Genomic DNA, 22,762 nt, shown 5'->3' on the forward strand with positions numbered 1-22,762 from the left:
CTTGCGCGCGGCTTTGGGGAGGCGGCGCGTCCCCGGGACGCGCGCCGGCCTTGTTGCCGAATCGGTTGTTTGCCGCCACGCGTGGCACTGCCGCGTCCCGCGGTGAACCGCCCTTCGGCCTGCGCCGTGCCGGGGTCAGGCCTCGCGCACGTCCCCGATGACCGTCTCGCCGAAGTTCGCGCGAGCCAGCCACCCCAGCACGCGGGCGGCCGTCTCGGCCGGCGTGACGAGCTGCCCCGCCGTCTTGAGGTTCACGAAGTTGGCGCGGTCGGGAAAGTCGGCCGGGTCGCCCGCGCGCAGTTCGCTCTGCATGTCGGTGTCGATCACGCCGGGCGCGAGCGACACGATGCGGGCGCCGTTGGGGCGTGCGGCCTCGTCCAAGGCCGTGCAGCGGGAGAAGTGGTCCAGGCCCGCCTTGGCAGCGCAATAGCTGGCGCTGCCTGCCATGGCGCGCCGGCCAAGCCCGGATGAAATGTTGAGCACCTTGCGTGGCGCCGCCCACCCACGCGTTTGCCGCAGGAAGGATGCGGTCAGCAGCATCGGTGCCTCGAGCCCGACGCGCAAGGCGTTGGCCAGGTCGTCCGAGGTGGTGGCGTCGATCGGGCCCATGCGCGAGAGCACACCGGCGTTGTTGATGAGGGCGGCGGAGGCGATGCTCGTGCCGTCCAGCGCGCAGAGCCAGTCATCGAGCCGAGCCGCCACCGTCGCCGGTGCGGCCAGGTCGACTTGCCATTGTTCCAGGCTGGCGCCGCGGCGGCTCGCCAACTCGGCGAGCCCGTCGTTCGCCCGGCGCGCCATGCACAGCAGCCGGTGCCCCGGCTGCAGGAGTTGTTCGGCAATCGCGGCGCCGAGGCCCCGCGAACTGCCGGTGACGATGTACAGCGCCGCGCCCCGACTCACCGCCCGGGCCTCAGGCCGATTGCGCGATGCCGGCGATGGCCCACTCACGGCTGCCGTCGACGGGCTTCACCAGGTGCCACACCTCGTCGAAGGAAGAGGCCGCGGTGTCCTTCTCCTCGCGGATCAGGCCATGGAAGCGCACGCTCACGACGTACTGGCCGTTTTCCTCGGCGTGGTCCACCACCTGGGCGTCGAGCTGCACCACGTCGGTCTGCTGCGGCGCGCCTTTGCGGTCCTGCAGGTCGAGCTTGACCGAGGCGAACATCTCCGGCGTCGTGAAGGCGCGCAGGTCGTTCAGGTCGCCGACGTCGTTGGCCGCCTGCATGCGGATGAAGATGAGCTTCGCGGCACGTTCGAAGCCGGCGGCATCGAAGTCGGCCGGGAGGCTTGCTGTGGCTGCCGCGGGTGCCGCGGGTGCGAATGCGCCCACCGGCGATGCAGCGCCTGCGCTCGAGCCGGTGGTTCCCGCGGACTGCCAGCCCGCATTCGGCGAGGCCGGTTGGCCGGCGTGCAGGCCGTGGCCGGCGCTGTTCCCGGCGCCGGCGAACTGCAGACCGTTCTGGGCGGGACGGGGGCCGAAGCGGCGCATCAGGAAGCGGATCACGAAGAACGCGGCCGCCGCCATCAGCAGCATGGTGAGGATGTTGCCCATGGCGGCGCCCATGCCCAGATGGCTCATCAGGGCCGCAATGCCGAGGCCGGCGGCAATGCCGGCGATCGGGCCCATCCAGGAGCGCTTCGGGGCTGCGGCAGCGGCAGCGCCGGCCGTGGGCGCAGCGGCGTTGGTCGGCGCGGGCGTGGCCTGTTTGGCCGGGGGCGCCACCGGTGCGGGCGGAGGGGTCGTGCGCTTCATGCCCGAAGTGCCGCCACCGCCGAAGCGGCGGGCATCGGCGTCGGGCACCATCACGGTCAGGCTCAGGAGCACCAGGCAGACGCTGGACAACAGACGTTTCATTCGAATTTCCTCGGTTCTTTCAGGTTCGGGCGGCGGGCGCCCTGCATCCGCAGATGGGGCCGCCTTGATCGCGCTCAAGGTGATTGTGAGTCATTCGGGCCCCGACAAGTTCTGTCGACGTGCCAGCGCAGGGAAAAACCGCATCCAGAGTGCCACCACCAGCAGCGTACCGAGCCCACCCGCCAGCACCGAGCCGACGGGCCCGAGCAGCGCCGCGGTGGCGCCGGATTCGAACTCCCCCAGCTGGTTCGAGGCGCCGATGAACACCGAGTTCACCGCGCTCACGCGCCCCCTCATGCCGTCCGGGGTTTCGAGCTGCACCAGCGACTGGCGGATGACCACGCTGATCATGTCGGCCGCGCCGCTCACCCACAAGGCCAGGAACGACAGCACGAAACTGCGCGACAGCGCGAACACCACCATGGACAGCCCGAACACCGCGACCGATGCGAACATCACGTGGCCGACCCGACGGGACACCGGCCAGCGCGTCAGCGCGGCCGACATGAGGAGGGCACCGACGGCGGGTGCGGCCCTGAGCAGGCCGAGGCCCCAGGGGCCGGTGTGCAGGATGTCCTTGGCGAAGATCGGGAGCAGGGCCGTGGCCCCGCCGAGGAGCACGGCGAACAGGTCCAGCGAGATGGCCCCCAGCATCACCGGACGCTCGCGGATGAAGTGAACACCGGCCAGCAGGCTCGCCAGGCTGATGGGCTCGCGGGCCCGAGGCACATGGGGATGGCCGATGCGGGTGAACAGGAAGGCGGCGAGGGCGAACAGCACCGCGCAGGTGGCGTAGACGGTCGTGGGTCCGGCCACGTAGATGAAGCCGCCGAGCGCGGGCCCGCCGATGATGGCCGTCTGCATGCCGGCCGAGCTGAAGGCCAGCGCCCTCGCAAGCATGGGCGGTGGCACGAGCAGCGGCACCAGGGCCTGCTGCGCCGGCATCTGGAAGGCCTTGGCGCAGCCGAGCGCCACCGACAGGACAAGCAGCAGGTCGCGCGACACCACGCCGCGCGCCGTGCTGGCGGCGAGGGCACCGCCAATCAGCACCTGCCCGGCCATGCACAGGGCGAGCACGCGGCTGCGATCGTGCTGGTCCGCCACATGCCCGGCCACCAGCGTGAGCAGCAGCGACGGCAGGAACTGGAAGAGCCCGACCAAGCCCAGATCCCAGGCGCTGCCGGTCAGGTCGTACATCTGCCAGCCCACCGCCACCATCAGCATCTGGTTGCCCATCGTGCCGGCCACCCGTGCGTACCAGAAGCGCATGAAGGCGCGAACCTTGAACAGGGACGGTTCGGCGGCAGGGTGCTCAGAAGGGGGCGGCATGTTCGAAGCTGACCAGGTGGCCGTCGGAAGGGTGGGGCAGGGTGAGCCGCTGCGCGTGCAGCAGCAAGCGGGGCGCCAGGGCCTGCACGGCCTCCGGTGCGTAGAGGGCATCGCCGACGATCGGGTGGCCGATCGCCATCAGGTGAACCCGGAGCTGGTGCGAGCGACCCGTGACGGGCTCGAGTTCGAGGCGCGACGTGTTGCCCGCCTCATCGTGGAACAACAGTCGATAGCGGGTGAGGGAGGGCTTCCCGGCCGTCACGTCCACCCGTTGGCGCGGCCGCCGTGGCCAGTCCGCTGCGAGTGGCAAGTCGATCTCGCCCGCGTCGGCCGCCGGCCGCCCGGCCACGACGGCGATGTAGCGCTTGCTCACCGTGCGGCCGGCGAAGGCGTCCCCGAGCTGGCGTTGCGCCGTCTTGCCGCGCGCGAAGACCATGAGGCCCGAGGTCGCCATGTCGAGCCGGTGCACGATCTGGGCGTCCGGAAACTCGGCCTGAACCCAGGCAGCCAGGCAGTCCTGCTTGTCCTCACCCCGGCCGGGCACGGACAGCAGCCCGGCGGGCTTGGCGGCGATCAGCAGCGCGTCGTCGTCGTGCAGGAGCCAGGAAGTCATGCCCGACATCATCGCAGCTGTGGGCATCGTCCGACGTCCGGTCGAGCGGGGTGCCGATGGTCGCCGCGTGGCGCGCGTCCTATCGTTCTGGCCTCTGAACCGCCCAGGAGTGCCCCATGGACAAGTACAAGCTGTCGACCGCCGGTGTGCTGTGGGCCGCGGTGGTGCTGGCGGGCTGCGAGCCGCGCGACGTGCCTCAGCCCAAGGTCGAGCCCGAGGACAGTGTGGCTGCCCGCGCCGAACGCAAGATCGACGAAGTGCGCGCCGAGGCCCGCCAGGAGATCGCCGAAGCGCGCGACCGGGCGCGCCAGGTCGGTCGGGACGCCCAGGCCGGCGGCGAGCAGGCGTCTCGCGATCTCGAGCAGCTCGGTGACCGCGCCAGCGCCAAGGTCAGCGATGCCGCCATCACGACCGCGGTGAACGCTGAACTGGCGCGCGACGCGTCGCTGAGCGCGACGCGCATCGACGTCGACACTGACGGCGGCAAGGTCGCCCTGCGCGGCTCCGCGCCGAGTGATTCCGCCCGCGAGCGAGCCACCCAGATCGCATCGCAGGTGAAGGGCGTGACCGGCGTGGACAACCAGTTGAGCGTGACGACGAACCTGTAATTCCGGCCGGGCAAGCCGACCCCGGCCGAGCCGATCCTTGCTTGACAGCACGCCCGACCGGGCGGAAAGATGCCGCATGACCTCCGAAACCTCCGCGTTGCCCACCGTCTTCGTGCCGGGTCTCTTCTGTACGCCCCGCGTGTACGAGGCCCAGCTGTCGGCGCTCTGGACGTTCGGGCCAGTGATGGTGGCCGACCACCGTGGCCAGGACAGCATGGCGGCCATCGCGCGCGGCATTCTTGCGGCGGCACCTCCGGTCTTCGGCCTGGCGGGCATTTCGATGGGCGGGTACGTCGCCTTCGAGATCCTGCGGCAGGCGCCCGACCGGGTGAAACGGCTGGCCCTCCTCAACACGTCGGCGCGGCCCGACACGCCCGAGGCGACCGAGCGCCGTCGGCAACAGATGGCCGATGCCGAGAGCGGGAAGTTCGACAGCGTGATCGAAACCACCTACCCGAAGCTCGTGGCACCGGCCCGCGCCGAGGATGCGGCCCTGAAGGCGGTGGTGCGGGCCATGGGCCGAGAGACGGGCGCCCCCGCCTTCATCCGCCAGCAGCAGGCCATCCTGTCGCGCATCGATTCCCGGCCGCTGCTGCCGAGCATTGCCTGTCCCACCCTGGTGCTGACGGGTGAGCACGACCAGCTCATTCCGCCCGCACTGTCAGAGGAAATGGCCGCGGCCATCCCGGGTGCGCGGCTTGTCAGCGTCCCTGACTGCGGCCACCTCTCCACGATCGAGCAGCCCGAAGCGGTGAACCGCGCGCTCGTGGACTGCTGGTCGGCCTGAGCTGCGTTCTGTCTTGCGGCCCGCTCGGTCGCGCGCGGCGTCGGCTACAGTTGCCCCTTTGTAAGCATTTTCCGTAGCAAAACCGCGGAAAATCCGTGGTTTGATTGCGGGCAAATGACGCTGGGGGAAGGGTCCATGAGATCCGAGACGCAGATCGTGGAAAAACAGAAGACGGCAACCGGCACCGGCCGGAAGCGCGAAAAGAGCGAACAGACGCTCGCGGCCATCGTCAATTCGGCGATGGACCTGACGGCCCGCCATGGGTTGCAGAACCTGGCCCTGGGTGACATCGCCAAGCAGCTCGGCATCAGCAAGAGCGGCGTGTTCGTGCGCGTCGGCTCGCTCGAAGCCCTGCAGTTGCTGGTGGTCGACGAGTGCGAGCGCCAGTTCCGCGACATGGTGCTCATTCCCACCCTGTCCGAGAAGCCCGGTCTGCCGCAGGTCGACGCCGTCGTCCGGCTGTGGATCGCTCACGGCGGCAGCATGAAGGCGCTGCTCGGCGCCCACTACGAATCGCAGTCGGGCGAGGACGTGAGCGAACTCGGTCGGCGCCTGCAAAGCGGCATGAGCAACTGGCGCAAGCGCCTGGAAGGTCTCGTGGCCCACGCCGTGAAGCTCGGTCAGCTGCGCGGTGACACCGACCCCGGTCAGCTGGTGTTCGAGATCTTCGGCCTGATGCTCGGCTACCTCTACGACACCCGCATGTCCCAGGACCCCCGTCACCAGGCGCGTGCCCTGGCGGCGTACTACCGCATCCGTTCCACCTACGTCAGCTTCACGGCCTGAGCGCCTCCCGGCCGGCAGGGCCATGCCCGCCACGGGGCCGTTCCCCCCTGCCCGGCCGGGCACGCGAACCGTCGCCGTAGGCTGGTTCTTACAGCAGGGGAGCAGGCTCGCCACTGGCGGAGCGGCCGCTTCCCTGGTCTGATGGCGGCCATGCTTGCCACCCCGCGCACGACTGCCATTCCCTGGCCGACCGGTCCCCAGACCGTGTCGCCGGCCGCCCCGTTCTTCATCGTGATGAACGGAGCGTCGGGCCACCAGGACAAGAACGACGTGCAGTCCGTGGTGCGCGACGTCATGGCCCGAGCCGGCCGCCGCCACACGGTCGAAGTGGTCACCCAGCCAGGGCAACTGGCCGCCACTGCGGCCCGGGTGGTGCGCGAAGCCCGCGCAGCCGAGGGCGTGGTGGTGGCTGCCGGCGGTGACGGCACCATCAACACGGTGGCGCAGGCCGCGCTCGGCAGCGGGCGGCCGTTCGGGGTGCTGCCACAGGGCACCTTCAACTACTTCAGCCGCACCCACGGCATTCCATCGGACACGCAGGCGGCAGCGGAACTGCTGACCCGCGCTCGCGCCTACCCTGTCCAGGTCGGACGCATCAACGAGCGGGTGTTTCTCGTCAACGCAAGCCTCGGGCTCTACCCACAGCTGCTCGAAGACCGCGAAGCCTTCAAGCAGCAGTACGGCCGCAGCCGGCTCGTCGCCGTCGCCTCGAGCCTCGCCACCTTGATGCGCCACCATCGGCTGCTCCGGCTGCGCATCGAACGGGGCAATGGCGTGCATGACCTGCGCACGCCGACGCTCTTCGTGGGCAACAACCGCCTGCAGCTCGAGCAAACCGGCTTTGCCGAGTCGCGGGCGACCGAGCGCGGCCTGCTGGCGGCCGTGGCCATCAAGCCGGTGGGCACGGTCGCGATGCTCTGGCTGATGTTGCGCGGGGCCGTCGGCCGCCTGGGCGAGGCCGACAACGTCGAGAGTTTTGCGTTCCGCCGCATCACCGTCACGCCCGTCGGCCTGCTCGGCGGACGCCGCATCAAGGTGGCGACCGATGGCGAGATCGCGTGGATGACCGGCCCGCTGGAATTCGGCGTCGCCTCCGAACCGTTGATGCTGCTGCGCCCCGATGAACCGGTTGCCGACGGGGAGCGCCAGGAGGCCACGACATGACCGTGCTGCTCCAGGTGTCCGACACCCACTTCGGCACCGAGCGGCCTGTCGTGGTGAAGGCCCTCGTTCGCCTGGCGCGGACGCAGGCGCCCGACGTGGTGGTGCTGTCGGGCGACATCACGCAGCGCGCGCGCCCGGCGCAGTTCGTCGCGGCGCGCAGCTTCATGCAGTCGCTTCGCGTGCCCAAGACGCTCGTCATTCCGGGCAACCACGACATTCCGCTGTTCAACCTGCCGGCGCGCCTGTTTCGGCCCTACGGCAACTACCAGCGGGTGTTCGGCGACGCGCTCGAGGCCACCTTCGAAGCCGAGGACCTGCTGGTGCTCACCGTCAACACCACCAGCCGCTGGCGGCACAAGAACGGCGTGGTGTCGCGTGCCCAGATCGAACGCGTCGCCCGGCGCATCGAGCATGCGGGTACGTCACAAGTGCGCGTGGTGGTCACCCACCAGCCCTTGGCGGTCACCAAGCCCGAAGACCGCGAGAACCTGCTCAGGGGCCACGAGGCCGCCGCCCGCGCCTGGTGCGACGCCGGGGTGGACCTCGTGCTCGGGGGCCACATCCACCTGCCTTTCATCGTGGCGGTACACCGCCGCTACGACGACATGCCCAATACGCTGTGGGCCGTTCAGGCGGGCACTGCCGTGTCTTCGCGCATTCGCAAAGGCGCCGACAACTCGGTCAACTTCATCAAGCCGGCCGGGTTGCTCAACGGCCGGCGTTGCATCGTGGTGGAGCGCTGGGACTTCATCGAGGCCAGCCAACGCTTCGAGTGCGTGACATCCGACGAGCTCCACGTCCATCCGCGGACGCAGCCCACGGTGCAATAGCGCGCAACGCGGCGCCGTCAGCGCCCGTGATGGCCTCGGTGGTCGTCGTGGCGCCGATCGTGGCGATCATGCCGGCCGCGATGGTCGTGATGGCGGTGGCGATGGCCATGGCCGTAGCCGGGTCCGCCCGGGTAACCCGGGTCGACGATCACGACGCCCGGCGCGCGGTGATGATGCGGAATGGGATGGACGACGCATCCCGTGAGGAAGGCGGCCGCCAGGACAGCGCCCACGGTGACGACACGCGGGATGGCAGGAAGCTGGTTGAACATCGATCGTCTCCACGGCGCCCCGACGGGGCCCTCGTGACGCACAACGGCGTTCGACCCCCGGCTGTTGACCTGGGAATGTTGCTGCAACGTAAAGTCAGTCGTCCTGCAGGAACCGAACCTTGACGCTTCGTCCCTTGACCTTGCCGGCGTTCAAACGGCGCAGGGCTTCACGGGCGATGGCCCGGTCGACGGCTACATAGGTCGAGAAGTCGTTCACATTGATCTTGCCGATCTGCGTGGCCGCGAAACCGGCGTCCTTGGTCAGCGCACCCAGCACGTCGCCGGCGCGGATCTTCTCCTTGCGGCCGCCGAGGATCTGCAGGGTCACCATGGCCGGCTGCAGGGGGCCGCCGGCGGTGGCCGTGAGCGAGTCCAGCGAGTGCCAGTCGCTGGTCATCCCCTGCAACTGCTCGATGCGGCCGACCCGGCCCATCTCGTCCATGCTGGCCAGGCTGAAGGCCCAACCGTCGGCGTCGGCCCGGCCCGTGCGTCCGATCCGGTGCACGTGGGTCTCGGGGTCCGGCGCGATGTCGACGTTGATCACCGCCTCCAGGCCGGCGATGTCGAGCCCGCGGGCGGCCACGTCGGTGGCCACCAGCACCGAGCAGCTCCGGTTGGCGAACTGCACGAGCACCTGGTCGCGGTCGCGCTGCTCCAGGTCACCGTGCAGGGCCAGCGCCGACAGGCCTTCGGCGGTGAGCACGTCCACCAGGTCCCGGCACTGCTGCTTGGTGTTGCAGAAGGCGAGGGTGCTGGCCGGTCGGCAGTGGTTCAGCAACAGGCCGACCGCATGCAGGCGGTTGCTGTCGGTCACTTCGTAGAAGCGCTGGCGGATCTGCCCTTCCGGGTGAGCCGCCGCCACCTTCACTTCCTTCGGCTCGCGCAGGAAGCGCGAGCTGAGCGTGGCGATGCCCTCGGGGTAGGTGGCTGAAAAGAGCAGGGTCTGGCGCCGGGCGGGGCACTGCCGGACCACCGAAGCGATGTCGTCGAAGAAGCCCATGTCGAGCATGCGATCAGCCTCGTCGAGCACCAGGGTCTGCAGCGATGCGAGCGCGAGACTCCCTCGTTCGAGGTGATCGAGGATGCGTCCCGGCGTGCCCACCACCACATGCGCGCCATGCTCCAGGCTGGACAGCTGGTTGCGGATCGGGGTGCCGCCGCACAGCGTGAGCACCTTGACGTTCTCGTCGGCACGCGCCAGCCGGCGGATCTCGAGCGTCACCTGGTCGGCCAGTTCGCGCGTGGGGCACAACACCAGCGCCTGGATGGAGAACTGCCGCGCCTGCAGGCGGGCCAGGAGCGACAGGGCGAAGGCGGCGGTCTTGCCGCTGCCCGTGCGCGCCTGCACGATCAGGTCGTGGCCGGCCAGCGCCAGCGGCAGCGCGGCGGCCTGCACCGGCGTCATGGTCTGATAGCCGAGCTGGCCGAGTGTGGCGAGCGTGGAAGCTGCGAGGGGCAGCTGGTCGAAAGATGCGTTCATGCGGGATTATCGACGCAGCTCGGCCGCCGAGGCGCTCGAGCTGCAGCGGGAAGCGTGCCCTTCTCCTGGACTTCGAGGCTCCCGAGAGGCTGACGGCGCGTAGGGCAATTCGCTGACAGGCCGCACCGAGCCGAACCGACAGCCGTCCCGTTCCCCGAGGAATAGATTCACATCAACGGCACCGCCATTCCCGGTGCCCCCGGCACGGGGCCTCGGTCCTGATGCAGTTCACGGAATGCTGCTGAGGGAGGCTTTCACCATGAAGTCCAATTGCCTTGATGCCATCGATGTCGGCTACGAGATCCGCTTCCAGTCGCTGTACCAGGAAGGCCGCGCGCTGAGCTTTCCGTGCGATGCCGAAGGGCATGTCCAGATGGATGCCCTGAGCGAGCGTGCCCGGGACAACTACCTGTACGCCCGTGCCGTCGTCGGCCGCGAGTTCGCCACCCCGGCGGTCATGCCCTGCTATCACTGAGCGGGTGGCCCGGCGCCGCGGGTGTGGCGTGACGCGCCCGGCTGTCGGCAGGGGCCTGTGCCCTGTCCACCGGCCCGTAGTCGCGCAGCACGTTCGCCACCCGCAGCCGGTAGTCGGTGAACACCCTTTCCCGACCCAGCGCCTGCGCTCCGCGGTGGGCCTCCAGCTGCCGCCACGATGCCACTGCCGCCTCGTCCCGGAAGAACGACAGCGACAACAGCTTGCCCGGTGTCGTGAGGCTCTCGAAGCGCTCGATCGACACGAACCCGTCCACTTCTTCGAGCAGCGGCCTCAGTGCAGCGGCCAGGTCGAGGTAGCGGGTCTTCTGGTCCTCACGGGGCCAGGCTTCGAAGATGACGGCGATCATGCCAATTCCTTTCAGGCGGTGAAAACAGGAACCCGCGCGTTGACCAGCGGGCGGTAGTGCCACGAGGCGGGCCACGCCGGTGCACCGACTGCCATCCGCCGCGTCAACGCAGCGACGGCAATGCGCCGCGCCAGCATGGCTCCGGGGCACGCGTGCGGGCCCGCGCCGAAACCCAGGCCGTGCCCAGGTCGAAGAGCCGCCGTCGGCCCTCGCGCCACGCCGCCATCCGCGGCACCCGGCATGACCAGCAAGGTCGCCCCGGCGGGCACCGCAACGCCCGCAAGCGCCACCGGATCCACCGCGAAGCGGCGGGTGTTGTGCACGGGTGGGTCGAGCCGCATCACGCCGTCCACCAGCGCGGGCAGGTCATCCGCCGGGCTCCCCTTGGCCAGTGCGACCACGGCATTGCCGAGGAGGCCGGCGGTCGCTTCGCAGGTCTGGGTCAGCAGGCCGGCCAGGTTGGCCGACAGCACCGGATCCTTCAGGCCGGCCTCCCGACACCGCGCCGCGATGGAGTCGGCGCGCAAGGGGGCCCGCGCCATCACCCCGGCAAGCGCGCGCACCAGTGCGGCGGCCGCCTCATCGCCGCGATGGCGCCCCGCTTCGTCGGCCGAGGGCGGCAGCGCCGCAAGCATCGCGTCCACCCACGTCACCACGTCGGCATGCGCCGCCCTCTCGAAGCCCAGGAGGCCGGCCACCGTCCTGACCGGAAGCTCGGCGGCCCAGCGCGACCAGCACGCACCGGTCAGTGCCGTGACGGCATGGTCGACACAGGGATCCACCTGAGCGTCGGGCATGGCCGTCAGCGCTTGGTGCAGCGCCGCCTTCGGCACGGCATGCCGCTCCGCCCCGTCGTTCATGCGCACCAGCTGCGCGAACCAGTCTCCGAGCGGCCGGCCCTGCAGCAGGCGCGGCACGGCTTCGGCTGGCGGCCGCACGCGCAAGCCGGGGTGGGTGAGGGCCTCCCGCTGTGCATCGGCCGACCACACGAGCCACATGTCCAGGGCCGGGTCATGCTGCACCGGACCGCGGCTCGCTTGCTGTCGGTACCAGGGATAGGGATCGGGGTGGCTCGGGGCCTGGAGTGCGTCGGTGGGGTGCATGACGGCATTCTCGGCAGCCGTCGCGACGGATGATTCGTCTACGATCGAAGCATGGATGCAGAAGCCTCGGACAGCCGGATCGCCCGCGTCGCCGGTGCCATTGCCGAACCGGCCCGCGCGCGCATTCTGTGCAACCTGCTCGATGGCCGCGCCCGAACCGCCACCGAGCTGGCGGCCGTGGCCGGCGTGGGCGCGCCGACCGCGAGCGTGCACCTCGCCCGATTGCGCGAGCAGCAGCTGGTGGAGGCGGTGGCGCAAGGTCGACACCGCTACTTCCGCCTGGCCGGAGCCGAGGTGGCCGCGTTGCTCGAATCGCTGCTGGTCCTCGCGCACGGCCCGTCATCGGCGTTCGCACCCAGCACCCCGCATCGCCTGCGGGCGGCCCGCACCTGCTACGACCACCTGGCGGGCGAACTGGGCGTCACGCTGCACACGCACTTCATGGCGCGCGGTTGGCTGGTTCGCGAGGCCGACGAGCTTGCCGTCACGCCCGCCGGCGAGGCGGGCTTCTCGGCCTGGGGCGTCGACGTCGAGGCGGCACGCGCCCGCCGCCGCCGTTTTGCCTGCGCCTGCATCGACTGGAGTGAACGTCGCGAGCACCTGGCCGGCAGCCTCGGGGCCGCCTTGCTCCAAGCCCTGCAGGCGCGCGGTTGGTTGCTGCCGGATCTCGACAGCCGGGCCCTTGCCCTGACGGCCAAGGGCGTCGCGGCGCTCAAGGCGGCCGGCGTGGCGCCCGGTTCCCACACCGGGCCTTGATGGGCCGGGCGCCGGGCGCTCCGCGGAGAGGCCCGCGAAGAGGCGACCTACTCCCGCTCGACGAGCATCGTGACCAGCACCGACGCGTCGTTGCGAGCCCTCAGTGCATGTGGCACACCGGCGGCCAGGTAGACCAGATGGCCGGGTCGCATCTTCTGCGTGGTGCCGTGCGCGGTGAGGTCGACCGAGCCCTCGAGGCACTGCAGCAAGGTGACGCTGTTGACTTTGTGCTCGGGCACGGTCTTGCCTTCCGGCAGCACGAGCCGCAGCACTTCCCAGTGCTCGGAGCGCACCAGGGCGATGGACTGCTCGAGCGGGAAGGTCTCGGCAAACGGGAGGATGTCCAGCAATTCTCCGGACCGGGCGTGGGCGATGGCCATCGGATGCGCTCCCTGCAAGTCTCGACGAGCCCACTGTAGGCCAGCAGCGCCCGGACGTCCACAGGGAAGGCCCCCGCGTTTTCCAGCGGGGGCCGACGCCCCACGCTCAGAGTCGGAAGGCCGCCACGGCATCGACCAGCCGGCCGGCCTGCTGGCGCAGGCTTTCAGCGGCGGCCGCGGCTTCCTCGACCAGGGCGGCATTCTGCTGGGTGACATGGTCGAGCTGGGTGACCGCGTCGCTCACCTGGCCGAGGCCGCCGGTCTGCTCCTGCGTGGCGGCGCTGATCTCGGCGATCATGTCGCTCACGCGGCGCACCTGCGCCACCAGGTCGTTCATCGTGCTGCCGGCGTCCTTCACCTGGCGGCTGCCGGTCTCGACCTTCTCCACGCTGTCGCTGATGAGGGTCTTGATTTCCTTGGCTGCCTGGGCGCTGCGCTGGGCGAGGCTGCGCACCTCGCTGGCCACCACGGCAAAGCCGCGACCCTGTTCGCCGGCGCGGGCGGCTTCGACCGCCGCGTTCAATGCAAGGATGTTGGTCTGGAAGGCGATGCCGTCGATCACCGAGGTGATGTCGCCGATGCGCCGGCTGGCCTCGGTGATCGCGCCCATGGTGTCGACCACCTCGGAGACGGCCTTGCCGCCCTGCGTGGCCACGTCGCTGGCGGACAGCGCCATCTGGGTGGCGGCCCGGGCCGTGTCGGCGTTGTTGCGCACGGTGCTGGTCAGTTGTTCCATGGACGCCGCCGTCTGCTGCAGGTTGGCCGCCTGCTGTTCAGTGCGTTGGGACAGGTCGTGGTTGCCGGTCGCGATCTCGCTCGAGCCGGTTGCGATGCTGTCGCTGCTTTCGCGCACCTGCCCGACGATCTCGGCCAGGCGATCGCGCATCTCCTTCATCGCGGCCAGCAGGCTGCGGTCATCGCCCTCGCGCAGCAGCACGGCGACGCCGAGGTTGCCACCGGCGATCTGGCGCGCCACCTGGGCGGCATAGTGCGGTTCGCCGCCCAGCTGGCGAAGCAGGTTGCGGGCGAGTTGCCAGGCGACGACCGCACCGACCACGCCCGACAGGGCCGCCAGCACGATCATGATGACCGAGGTCCAGCGAGCGCTGGCCTGCACGTCGGCTGCGCCTTCGCGCGCCAGGCGCTGTTGCAGGTCGATCAGGTCCTTGGCGGTCTGGAGGTACGCAGCCTGCGCCGGGCCGACTTCCTTGAACAGCGTGTCCCGCGCCGCTTCGTTCGACGATTCCTTGGCGAAGGCGAGGACCTTGTCGATGTTGGCGTCGTAGACCTTGCCCGCTTCGGTCAGGGCCTTCATCCCCGCGCGGTCCGCCTCGGCGATGGCGGTCGCGTTCAGCAGTCCGATCAATCGGACGTTGTCGGCACGGGCGGTCTCGATTTCCTTGAAGAGGCGTTGCCGGACTTCCTCGTCCATGGTGAGGATCACGTCGCGCAGGTTGCGCACGGTCACTCCCACGTTGTCACGCAAGGTGCTCGCCTGCTCCAGCTTGACCATACGGTCCTCGGCCAGGTCGCGTGTCTGCGCACTGAGCAGGCCGAACTGGGCGCTGCCATAGACGGCCACGGCCAGCGCGAGGGCGATGACAAGGCCGAATCCGAGCGCGAGCCGGCGCCCGATGGTGAGGGAACGGAGGAAGGTCATCGGCGTACTGCGATCAGGTGCGGCGCCGCCGCGGTGCCTTGTTATCGGCTCGCCAACCGAAATCTGAAGACGCCCGCTCCCCCTGTGACTTGCGTCACGACCAGCTGGCGCGGCTCCTGGCGTACAACGGGTCACCCGCCTGGGCGGCACCTTGCAGCGTGCACACCTGCGCCGCGAAGCCGGCGGCGCGCTCCAGGGTGACTGCAAGCGGCCAACCGCTGGCTTCACCCAGTAGCAGCACCGAGGCGAAGGCATCGCCCGCACCGACCGTGTCGCGCACCACCACCGGCGGCGACGCGCCCGTCAGGGCGCCCGCGGCCGCATCGAGGCACGTCCAGCCCTGGGCCCCGCGTGTGATGACGAGTCGGCGCACGTTGAACCGCGCCATGAGCGCGCCCGTCGCCACGTGCCATGCTGCGCCGTCCCAGGCGGCAGCGTGTGCGCCCGGGGCGCCGAACCACTGCAGCAGTTGCACCAACTCCTCGTCGTTCACCTTCACCAGGTCGGCGAGGGTGAGCGAGGCCTCCGCGAGGGCACGGTTGTCCGGGCCGTCGCGCAGGTTCAGGTCGAGGAAACGAACCGCGTCGGTGGCGGCCAGGGCCTCGCGAATGGCCGTGCGCGAGGTCGGCGAGCGTTGCGCCAGCGTGCCGAAGTAGACGATGGCGGGCCGGACTTCGGCGAGACACTGTGCCGCTTGCCGTGCGTCGAGGTGGTCCCAGGCCTGGTCGTCGTGGATCTCGAAGCGGTGGTGCGTGCCCGACATGTGCACGGTCACCGTGCCCGTCGCGTGCAGGGGATCGCGTTGCAGTCCTCCAGCGTCCAGGCCGAAGCGTTCGAACTCGGTGGCGATGGCGTCGCCGCGGCGATCACGGCCCACGCGCGTGACCATGCGTGGAGCGGCGCCCAGCGCGGCCAGGTTGCGGGCGACGTTGAAGGGCGCGCCGCCGATCACTTCGCGGTCCGGGAAGACATCGATCAGGGCTTCGCCGAGCAGGCCGATGGGCGGCAGGGCGGGGGAGGTCGCGAGGGGGTCGAGGGACATGGTGCGTCGGGTCAACGGCCGGAGCCGAAGCGAGCCTCGGCCTGGCGGCGAAACTCCTTCGGCGTCATGCCCTTGATTTCGAGGAAGCGGCGGTTGAAGTTGGCCACGTTGTTGAAGCCGGCGTCGTAGCAGACGTTGGTGATGTACTGGTCGGTGTCCATCAGCAGCTGGCAGGCGCGGGTCACCCGCACGCGGTTGACGAAGTCGGTGAAGGTGTTGCCCGTCGCGCGGCGGAAGAAGCGGGAGAACTGGCTCTCGCTCATGCCGGCGCGCGCGCTTACCTCGGCCATCGACAACGGCGAACCGGCGTTCTCGGTGATGTAGTCGACGATGCTGCTCACGCGTGCCTGCGAGGGTTCGTCATCGAAGCTCTGCAGCGGCATGCTCGACAGCAGCCGGTAGTCGGTGCATTCGGCCAGCTCGCCCAGGCAGCTCAGGAATTCGGTGAACCGCCGCAGGCCCCGCGAGGCCTTGATGCGCTCGAGCCGGCCGGCGGTGCGCTCGCTCATGCCGAAGAACTCGATGCCGTGCCGCGCGCGTTCGAGCAGCGGCAGCACATCGGCGAGTTCGCGCAATTGCTCGGCCGCTCGGCGCAGCGGTTCATCATGGAACTGCAGCACCACGTCGCGCTCGGCGACGCCTTCGGCGGGCACGTCGCTCGAGATCCAGTTGTGCGGCAACCGCGGGCCGGTCAGCACCAGGTGGCCAGGTTCGAAATGGCCGATGTAGTCGCCCACGAAGGCCTTGCCTCGCGTGCGAACGATCAGGTGCAGCTCGTACTCGTCGTGGTAGTGCCAGCGCACGAGCGGGTTGGGGAAACCGTGCGACAGGCAGCGCACGGAGCCGAAGGTGCCTTCCGGCTCGTAGCCGAGGTCGGCGCCGCGCTGGAAGTCGCGTTCCAGTTCCGGAACACGGGCTCGGGTGAGGTTCATGGGCGTCGTGTGGGATGCCGATGCAGGATCAGTGCGTTGGCGGCCGCTTGCATCAGGTGGCGGCGCCGGCCGGCACATTATCCCGAACGAACGCCTGGGCGCGCTCGTGGGCCTTGCGCAGCGCCGTGATCAGGCGCCCGTCACCCGCCAACGGACCCCAGAGCACCGGGTCACGGCCGAAGGCCTCGACCGGATCGGCCTGCGCAAAGATCGCGTGTGCGCGCGCCGCATCCATGCCCTGGTCCTGGTAGTCGAAGGGCAGCCGCCCTTCGTGCCAGCGGCGCAGGAACTCGAAGAACAGGGCGGGCAGCATCGCGGTGCTGTCAATGGAGGCGCCACGCGCCAGGCCGTCGGCGATCGTGGGCGCAATGAACCCCGGGATCTTGGCGAACCCGTCCATGGCCACGCGGGCGTTGGTGTCGCGCAGGTGAGGGTTGGAGAAGCGTTCCAGCACGACGTCGCGATAGGCGGCCAGGTCCACGGGATAGGGGCTCTGCCGCTGCGTGAGCGACGGGATCACATCGTGGGTCACGTAGTCATGCGCCATCTGGCGGATCGCGGGGTGCGCCACATCCTCATGGATGAACTCGCGCCCGATGAGCGTGCCGGCCCACGCGAAGCAGCTGTGGCTCGCGTTCAAGATGCGGATCTTCGCCTCCTCGTGAGGCACCACGCTCGTCACCATCTCGGCGCCGACCCGCTCCCACGCCGGTCGGCCGTTCGCGAAGTCGTCCTCGATCACCCACTGGATGAAGGACTCGGCCATCAGCGCCGCCGGGTCGTCCTCGCCGGTGGCGGCAAGGACACGCTGCTGCACGTCAGGGGAGGGCCGCGGCGTGATGCGGTCGACCATGCTGCTCGGGCAGGTCGTGTGCGCCTGCACCCAGTCGATGAGCGCGCGCTCGCCCCGGCGTTCGAGGAAGTCGAGGAAGCCGGCCCGGAACCGCTCGCCGTTGTGGCGCAGGTTGTCGCAGTTGAGCAGGGTGACCGCGCCGGCGCCAGCCAGACGCCGCGCGTCAAGGATGGCCGCCAGGGCGCCGTAGATGGTGCAGCGGGTCGTGCCTGCCAGGTCGGAGGCCAGGTCGGGATACCGGGTGTCCAGCCGGTCGTGCTCGTCCAGGTAGTAGCCCGCCTCGGTGACGGTGAACGAGATGATGCGCGTCGCCTCGGCGGCCCCTTCGGCCACCAGGCCGGACAACTGCGCGTCGTGCGGAATCACCTGCCGGATCGCGCGGATGCGTTCCCAATGGCGCAGGCCGCCAGGGGTGACCGTCTCCAGCGTGTAGGCACCGCCTTGGCGCTCCAATGCGGCCAGCGTCTCGGCCATGTCGGGGCGCAGGTTGCCGCCCTTGAGGATCCACCCGGTATCGCCTCCGTCGATCAGACGCTGGAGGTAGACCGCCTGGTGGGCGCGGTGGAAGGCGCCGAGGCCGAGGTGAAGGATGACGAGCGGCGAGGAAATCATGTCAGCGAATCAGGCAAGGGCGGGTTCGGTGGGCTGGACCATCAGGCGGCCCTGGGGATCGAAGACGTGCAGGCCCTCGCCGCTGAAGGCCAGGCCCACGGCCTCGCCCGGCTTCAAGCTGCTGCGCTCGCTCTGGCGGGCGACGAGCAGGGAATCGCGGCCCACGCGGGCGTGGATCAGGGTGTCGGCGCCGAGCGACTCCACCAGTTCCACCTGCGCGGGGATGCCCTGTCCGGCCGGCAGCACGGAGACGCCCTCGGGCCGCACGCCCACGCTGCCATCCAGCGGCAGGGCCCGGCCGGCGACGCGCGACAGCTCCGGCACGGCGGCGACCGGCAGCACGTTCATCTGCGGCGTGCCGATGAACTGGGCGACGAACTGGTTGGCCGGCCGGTCATAGAGTTCCAGCGGCGTGCCGACCTGCTCGATGCGGCCGTCCCGCAGCACCACCACGCGGTCGGCCAGCGTCATGGCCTCGACCTGGTCGTGCGTCACGTAGATGGTCGTGGCACCGAGGTCGCGGTGCAGCTTGGCGATCTCCACCCGGGTCTGCCCGCGCAGCGCGGCATCCAGGTTCGACAGCGGTTCATCGAACAGGAACACCTTGGGGGCACGCACGATCGCGCGGCCGATGGCGACCCGCTGGCGCTGGCCGCCCGACAGCTCCTTCGGCGTGCGCTCCAGGTAGTTCGTCAGGTTCAGGATGGCGGCCGCGCGCTCGACCTTCTGGCGGATCACCGCCTTGTCGACCCGCGCCAGCTTGAGCGCGAACGACATGTTGTCGAACACGCTCATGTGCGGGTACAGCGCGTACGACTGGAACACCATGGCCAGGTCCCGCTTGGCCGAGGGCAGCTCGGTGATGTCCCGGCCGTCGAGCTCGATCGAACCCTCGGTGGTGGTCTCCAGACCCGCGATCAGCCGCAGCAGCGTCGACTTGCCGCAGCCCGAGGGCCCGACGAAGACGACGAACTCGCCCTGGTTGATCGACAGGTCGATGCCCTGGATGGTGCGAATGGACCCGAAGGCCTTCACGATGCCGTTGAGTTTCAGGTAAGACATGGCAAGCTCTTTCGCGGTTACTTGACGGCGCCGAAGGTCAGCCCTTGCACGAGCTGCTTCTGGCTGAACCAGCCGAACACGATGATCGGGGCGATGGCCAGCAGGGACGCTGCCGACAACTTGGCCCAGAACAGGCCCTCGGGACTGGCGTAGGAGGCGATCAGCGCAGCCAGCGTGCCGGCACCGGCGGACGTGAGGTTGAGCGACCAGAACGCCTCGTTCCACGCGAGCACCAGGCACAACAGGCCGGTGGAGGCGATGCCGCCGCGGGTGAGCGGCAGCACGACGTGCGTGAACTCGGTCCGCACCGTCGCTCCGTCGAGCCGCACGGCCTCGAGGATGTCGTTCGGCACCTCGCGGAAGGCGCTGTAGAGCATCCACACCATGATCGGCAGGTTCGACAGCGTGAAGACGATGATCAGGCTCCACAGCGAATCGAGCATGCCGGTGGTCTGGGCCATCACGTACACCGGAACCAGTGCACCCACGGCCGGCATCATCTTGGTCGACAGCATCCACATGAGGATGTCGCGGGTACGCGGCGTGCGGAAGAACGCCATGGCGTAGGCCGCGGGCACGGCGATCAACAGGCCGAGCACGGTGGAGGCCACGCTCGTGATCAGCGAGTTGCGGGCATACAGCGCGTAGTCGCTTCGGTCGTTCACTTCGGCGAAGGTGTCGAGCGTGGGCGTGAAGAACAGCTCCGGCGGCACCGCGATCGCCTGCATCTCCGTCTTGAAGGCGGTCAGGCCGAGCCACAGCAGCGGGAAGAACAGGAGCAGCGCGGCCGACCAGGCGGCCACGGTACGCACGATGGGAAAAGGCATGGGCTTCATGGCTGCGCTCAATCGAGGTTCTTGCCGACCATGCGGATGAGGAACACCGCGGCGATGTTGGCCAGCACGACGGCCAGCAAGGCCCCGGCGGAGGCCACGCCCACGTCGAAGTTCATCAGCGCCTGCTTGTAGATGAGGAAGGCCAGGTTCGTGCTCTCGTTGCCCGGGCCGCCCGCCGTGGTGGTGAAGATCTCGGCGAAGACGCTCATCAGGAAGATCATCTCGATCATCACCACGACGGCAATGGCGCGGCCGAGGTGCGGCAGCACCAGGTAGCGGAACTGGTGCCAGCCGTTGGCGCCGTCCATGCGGGCTGCTTCCATCTGTTCGCGGTCCAGCGACTGCAGCGAGGTGATGAAGATGAGGCAGGCGAAGGGCAGCCACTGCCAGGACAGCATGATCACCACCGAGGCGAGCGGCAGCTCGCTCATCCAGTCGATGGGCTGCAGCCCGAAGAAGGTCCAGACGTGCGCCAGCACGCCGTAGATCGGGTTCATCATCATGTGCTTCCACAGCAGCGCATTGACCGTGGGCATGACGAAGAAGGGCGAGATGAGCAGCACGCGCACGATGCCGCGGCCCGGGAAGGGCTCGTTCACCAACAGCGCGAGCCCGACGCCGAGCACCACCGTGATGGCGATCACCGAGCCGAGCAGCTGCAGCGTGTGCGTGACCGACGGCCAGAAGTCCGGGTCAGTGATGAAGTAGGTGTAGTTCTCGAGGCCGACGAAGCCGTGCTCGCCCGGCTGCATCAGGTTGTAGCGGATGAGCGAGAACCACACCGTCATCACGAGCGGCACGATCATCCAGAGCAGCAGCGAGACGACGGCCGGCGCCATCAGCATCCGGGGCACGAAGCGGCTGACGCGGCGCGGAGCCGCGGGCTGCTTCAAGGGGGCGCCCGCCTCACCCCGCGGCGTCGCGGAGGACAGGCTTTGCGCGTCGGGGGCGAGGGTGGCGGTCATGGCATCACTTGCGGTAGTAGCCGCCCTTGGTCATCTCGCGCAGGGCGGCGGCCTGGGCGGTCTTGAGCGCCTGGTCCACGGTGACCTTGCCGGCGAGTGCCGCGCTCATCTGCTGGCCGACCGCGATGCCGATGGCCTGGAACTCCGGAATGGCTGCGTACTGCACGCCGGTGTAGGGCGACTTGGGCAGCGTGCTGTCGTTCGCGTTGGCCGTGGCCATGGCCCTCTGCTCCTCGACCGCAAAGTGGGCCACCTTCTTGAACTCCGGGTTCTCATAGGTCGACTTGCGGGTGCCGGTGGGAACGGCGTGCCAGCCGGCCTCCTTGGCCACGAGGTTCACGTACTCGGTCGACGTGGCCCAGGTGATGAACTTCTGCGCGGCCTCGGCCTGCTTGCTCGACGCCGGGATGGCGAGGTTCCACGACCAGAGCCAGTTCGCTCCCTTGGGCGTGACCGCGGTCGGGGCCTGGGCGAAGGCCACCTTGTCGGCCACCTTCGACTGCTTCGGGTCGCTGACGAAGGAGGCGGCGATGGTGGCGTCGATCCACACCCCGCAGCGGCCTTCGTTGAAGAGTGCCAGGTTCTCGTTGAAGCTGTTCGACGACGCACCGGGCGGGCCGTACTTCTTCATCAGGTCGACGTACAGGCCGATGGCGTCGCGCCAGGGCTTCGTGTCGAGCTGGGGCTTCCACGCCATGTCGAACCACTGGCCGCCATGGGTGTTGACCATCGTGGTCAGCAAGGCCATGTTGTCGCCCCAGCCCGGCTTGCCGCGCAGGCACAGGCCGTACACGCCTCGGGCGGGGTCGTGCAGCTTGGCGACGATGTCGGACATCTGTGCCCAGGTCGGGTTGGGCGGCATCGTCAGGCCCTTTTCCTTCACCAGGTCGGCGCGGTACATCGTCATCGAGCTTTCGCCGTAGAAGGGCGCGGCGTAGAGCTTGCCTTCGTGGGACAGGCCGTTGCGGATGGACGGCAGCAGGTCGTCCACCGCATAGGACGCAGGCGTGGCGATCGGCTTGAGCCAGCCCTTGCGCGCCCAGATCGGCGCTTCGTAGAGGCCGATCGTCATCACGTCGAACTGGCCCCCGCGCGTGGCGATGTCGGTGGTTACCCGCTGGCGCAGCACGCCTTCCTCGAGCGTCACCCACTTGACCTTGATGTCGGGGTTGGCCTGCTCGAAGACCTTGGTGTGCTTCTGCATCTCGATCATGTGGCCGTTGTTCACGGTCGCGATGACGAGATCGGCGGCCCAGGTCGCCGAGCCGGCGAGCAGGGACAGACCCAGGGTGATAGCGCGTGGCAGCGTCATGACGTTCTCTCCTCGTTGTTGGAAATGGTCCGCAGGCGGGACGACCTCACTGGCCGAGAAGATAAACGGGCGGTGTTGCCTTCCCTGGTACGGGTGGAGCGGGTCCAGATACTTTCTTGCGCTGAACCCCCGGGGTTTGCCCGAGGGAACAGTTGCCGCGTATCGGAATCAGGCGAGGGCGACCGCCTCCAGCGGCACGTCGCACAGGCGGGCGATGGCCTGCACGGCCAGCGCATGGTCCTCTCGCTCCGGCAGGCCGGACACGGTGACGACGCCCACCACGCCGCTGCCGGCCACGCGCAACGGCACGGCGCCGCCATGGCTGCAGTAGTCGCGGGTGGGCAGGCCCATCATGGCTTCGAGGCTCTGGCCGTCGCGTGCGAGTTCGCGTCCCACGCGGTAGGAGCTGCGGTGCATGAGCTCCACGGTGTTGCGCTTGCGACGGGCCCAGTCGGCATTGGCGGGCGGCGCCCCGGCCATCGCATGGAAGAAGACGGTCTCGCCGCCCAGCCGCACTTCCACGGTGATGGGCGCCCCTTGGGCCTCGGCGAGCGTGCGCAGCGCACTGCCGAGCGCCCACGCGGTATCGGCGTCGAAGCTGGGAAATTGAAGGCGCTGCTCTTGGAGGGCGAGTCGGTCGAGGTCGGTCGGGTGGGTCACGGTGATTCCTGGGTCAGGAGGGG

Annotated in this window: 25 protein-coding genes; 7 read left to right on the forward strand and 18 right to left on the reverse strand. The window is 69.4% G+C overall.

Annotated elements, in window-relative coordinates; translation table 11 throughout:
• Window positions 1-135: 135 nt before the first annotated feature.
• From ACSQ2F_RS03885 to ACSQ2F_RS03900, 4 genes are all read right to left on the reverse strand, one after another.
• The gene (locus ACSQ2F_RS03885) at window positions 136-900 is read right to left on the reverse strand and encodes an SDR family NAD(P)-dependent oxidoreductase (protein WP_436019966.1); all 765 of its coding nucleotides are present in this window, start codon (window positions 898-900) and stop codon (window positions 136-138) included.
• Between the two features lie 10 nt (window positions 901-910).
• Window positions 911-1,855, reverse strand: coding sequence for a Tim44 domain-containing protein (locus ACSQ2F_RS03890; protein ID WP_436019968.1), 945 nt, complete (start codon window positions 1,853-1,855; stop codon window positions 911-913).
• A 90-nt stretch (window positions 1,856-1,945) separates the two neighbouring features.
• A complete protein-coding gene (locus ACSQ2F_RS03895) occupies window positions 1,946-3,184 on the reverse strand; it encodes an MFS transporter (protein ID WP_436019970.1) in 1,239 nt (412 codons plus the stop codon).
• Window positions 3,168-3,806 (reverse strand): RluA family pseudouridine synthase, encoded by a 639-nt coding sequence (locus ACSQ2F_RS03900; protein ID WP_436026722.1) that lies wholly within the window; start codon window positions 3,804-3,806, stop codon window positions 3,168-3,170. Before ACSQ2F_RS03900 ends, ACSQ2F_RS03895 begins: the two co-directional genes overlap by 17 nt.
• 107 nt (window positions 3,807-3,913) lie before the next feature.
• On the opposite strand from ACSQ2F_RS03900, the gene ACSQ2F_RS03905 reads away from it, so the two are divergent.
• The 5 genes from ACSQ2F_RS03905 to ACSQ2F_RS03925 all read left to right on the forward strand — a co-directional run bounded on the left by ACSQ2F_RS03905 (window position 3,914) and on the right by ACSQ2F_RS03925 (window position 7,972).
• Window positions 3,914-4,405, forward strand: a complete 492-nt coding sequence (locus ACSQ2F_RS03905) for a BON domain-containing protein (RefSeq protein ID WP_436019972.1) — start codon at window positions 3,914-3,916, stop codon at window positions 4,403-4,405.
• 76 nt (window positions 4,406-4,481) lie between these two features.
• A complete protein-coding gene (locus ACSQ2F_RS03910) occupies window positions 4,482-5,192 on the forward strand; it encodes an alpha/beta hydrolase (RefSeq protein WP_436019974.1) in 711 nt (236 codons plus the stop codon).
• A gap of 135 nt (window positions 5,193-5,327) precedes the next feature.
• Window positions 5,328-5,978 (forward strand): TetR/AcrR family transcriptional regulator, encoded by a 651-nt coding sequence (locus tag ACSQ2F_RS03915; protein WP_436019976.1) that lies wholly within the window; start codon window positions 5,328-5,330, stop codon window positions 5,976-5,978.
• A gap of 150 nt (window positions 5,979-6,128) precedes the next feature.
• Complete coding sequence (locus ACSQ2F_RS03920; protein WP_436019978.1) at window positions 6,129-7,142, forward strand: diacylglycerol/lipid kinase family protein; 1,014 nt, start codon at window positions 6,129-6,131, stop codon at window positions 7,140-7,142.
• Window positions 7,139-7,972 (forward strand): metallophosphoesterase family protein, encoded by an 834-nt coding sequence (locus tag ACSQ2F_RS03925; RefSeq protein WP_436019980.1) that lies wholly within the window; start codon window positions 7,139-7,141, stop codon window positions 7,970-7,972. The genes ACSQ2F_RS03920 and ACSQ2F_RS03925 overlap by 4 nt, the downstream gene beginning before the upstream one ends.
• 17 nt (window positions 7,973-7,989) lie before the next feature.
• Here ACSQ2F_RS03925 and ACSQ2F_RS03930 read toward each other — a convergent pair whose 3' ends face one another.
• Together ACSQ2F_RS03930 and dbpA are read right to left on the reverse strand one after the other, a co-directional pair.
• Window positions 7,990-8,244 (reverse strand): hypothetical protein, encoded by a 255-nt coding sequence (locus tag ACSQ2F_RS03930; protein WP_436019982.1) that lies wholly within the window; start codon window positions 8,242-8,244, stop codon window positions 7,990-7,992.
• A gap of 94 nt (window positions 8,245-8,338) precedes the next feature.
• Window positions 8,339-9,724, reverse strand: a complete 1,386-nt coding sequence (dbpA, locus tag ACSQ2F_RS03935) for an ATP-dependent RNA helicase DbpA (protein ID WP_436019984.1) — start codon at window positions 9,722-9,724, stop codon at window positions 8,339-8,341.
• A 259-nt stretch (window positions 9,725-9,983) separates the two neighbouring features.
• Between dbpA and ACSQ2F_RS03940 the strand changes: the two genes are divergently transcribed.
• A complete protein-coding gene (locus ACSQ2F_RS03940; RefSeq protein WP_436019986.1) occupies window positions 9,984-10,199 on the forward strand; it encodes a hypothetical protein in 216 nt (71 codons plus the stop codon).
• On the opposite strand, the gene ACSQ2F_RS03945 is transcribed toward ACSQ2F_RS03940, so the two are convergent.
• Window positions 10,180-10,566 carry an antibiotic biosynthesis monooxygenase family protein gene (locus ACSQ2F_RS03945; protein WP_436019988.1) on the reverse strand — a complete coding sequence of 129 codons (387 nt, stop codon included), beginning with the start codon at window positions 10,564-10,566 and terminating at the stop codon, window positions 10,180-10,182. The two genes, ACSQ2F_RS03940 and ACSQ2F_RS03945, sit on opposite strands and share 20 nt — an antisense overlap.
• Window positions 10,567-10,577: 11 nt before the next feature.
• Window positions 10,578-11,669 (reverse strand): cytochrome P450, encoded by a 1,092-nt coding sequence (locus ACSQ2F_RS03950; RefSeq protein ID WP_436019990.1) that lies wholly within the window; start codon window positions 11,667-11,669, stop codon window positions 10,578-10,580.
• A gap of 51 nt (window positions 11,670-11,720) precedes the next feature.
• On the opposite strand from ACSQ2F_RS03950, the gene ACSQ2F_RS03955 reads away from it, so the two are divergent.
• Window positions 11,721-12,425, forward strand: a complete 705-nt coding sequence (locus tag ACSQ2F_RS03955) for an ArsR/SmtB family transcription factor (RefSeq protein ID WP_436019992.1) — start codon at window positions 11,721-11,723, stop codon at window positions 12,423-12,425.
• 47 nt (window positions 12,426-12,472) lie between these two features.
• Here ACSQ2F_RS03955 and ACSQ2F_RS03960 read toward each other — a convergent pair whose 3' ends face one another.
• From ACSQ2F_RS03960 to ACSQ2F_RS04005, 10 genes are all read right to left on the reverse strand, one after another.
• Complete coding sequence (locus ACSQ2F_RS03960; protein WP_436019994.1) at window positions 12,473-12,805, reverse strand: cupin domain-containing protein; 333 nt, start codon at window positions 12,803-12,805, stop codon at window positions 12,473-12,475.
• Window positions 12,806-12,911: 106 nt separating this feature from the next.
• Window positions 12,912-14,465, reverse strand: coding sequence for a methyl-accepting chemotaxis protein (locus ACSQ2F_RS03965; RefSeq protein WP_436019996.1), 1,554 nt, complete (start codon window positions 14,463-14,465; stop codon window positions 12,912-12,914).
• A gap of 94 nt (window positions 14,466-14,559) precedes the next feature.
• On the reverse strand, window positions 14,560-15,507 hold the full coding sequence (locus ACSQ2F_RS03970) for a PfkB family carbohydrate kinase (protein ID WP_436019998.1): 948 nt from the start codon (window positions 15,505-15,507) through the stop codon (window positions 14,560-14,562).
• Between the two features lie 11 nt (window positions 15,508-15,518).
• Complete coding sequence (locus ACSQ2F_RS03975) at window positions 15,519-16,439, reverse strand: helix-turn-helix domain-containing protein (RefSeq protein ID WP_436020000.1); 921 nt, start codon at window positions 16,437-16,439, stop codon at window positions 15,519-15,521.
• 52 nt (window positions 16,440-16,491) lie between these two features.
• Window positions 16,492-17,904: a D-arabinitol 4-dehydrogenase gene (dalD, locus tag ACSQ2F_RS03980; RefSeq protein ID WP_436020002.1), complete on the reverse strand. Its 1,413-nt coding sequence runs from the start codon at window positions 17,902-17,904 to the stop codon at window positions 16,492-16,494.
• Between the two features lie 9 nt (window positions 17,905-17,913).
• Complete coding sequence (locus ACSQ2F_RS03985; RefSeq protein ID WP_436020004.1) at window positions 17,914-18,966, reverse strand: ABC transporter ATP-binding protein; 1,053 nt, start codon at window positions 18,964-18,966, stop codon at window positions 17,914-17,916.
• Between the two features lie 17 nt (window positions 18,967-18,983).
• The gene (locus tag ACSQ2F_RS03990; protein WP_436020006.1) at window positions 18,984-19,802 is read right to left on the reverse strand and encodes a carbohydrate ABC transporter permease; all 819 of its coding nucleotides are present in this window, start codon (window positions 19,800-19,802) and stop codon (window positions 18,984-18,986) included.
• A gap of 8 nt (window positions 19,803-19,810) precedes the next feature.
• Window positions 19,811-20,647 carry a carbohydrate ABC transporter permease gene (locus ACSQ2F_RS03995; RefSeq protein ID WP_436026724.1) on the reverse strand — a complete coding sequence of 279 codons (837 nt, stop codon included), beginning with the start codon at window positions 20,645-20,647 and terminating at the stop codon, window positions 19,811-19,813.
• 124 nt (window positions 20,648-20,771) lie between these two features.
• Window positions 20,772-22,079 (reverse strand): ABC transporter substrate-binding protein, encoded by a 1,308-nt coding sequence (locus tag ACSQ2F_RS04000; protein WP_436020008.1) that lies wholly within the window; start codon window positions 22,077-22,079, stop codon window positions 20,772-20,774.
• A 168-nt stretch (window positions 22,080-22,247) separates the two neighbouring features.
• The gene (locus tag ACSQ2F_RS04005) at window positions 22,248-22,739 is read right to left on the reverse strand and encodes a heme-degrading domain-containing protein (RefSeq protein WP_436020010.1); all 492 of its coding nucleotides are present in this window, start codon (window positions 22,737-22,739) and stop codon (window positions 22,248-22,250) included.
• Window positions 22,740-22,762: the final 23 nt, after the last annotated feature.

This window comes from Rhizobacter sp. LjRoot28 (assembly GCF_964253025.1).
Lineage (GTDB): Bacteria > Pseudomonadota > Gammaproteobacteria > Burkholderiales > Burkholderiaceae_C > Rhizobacter.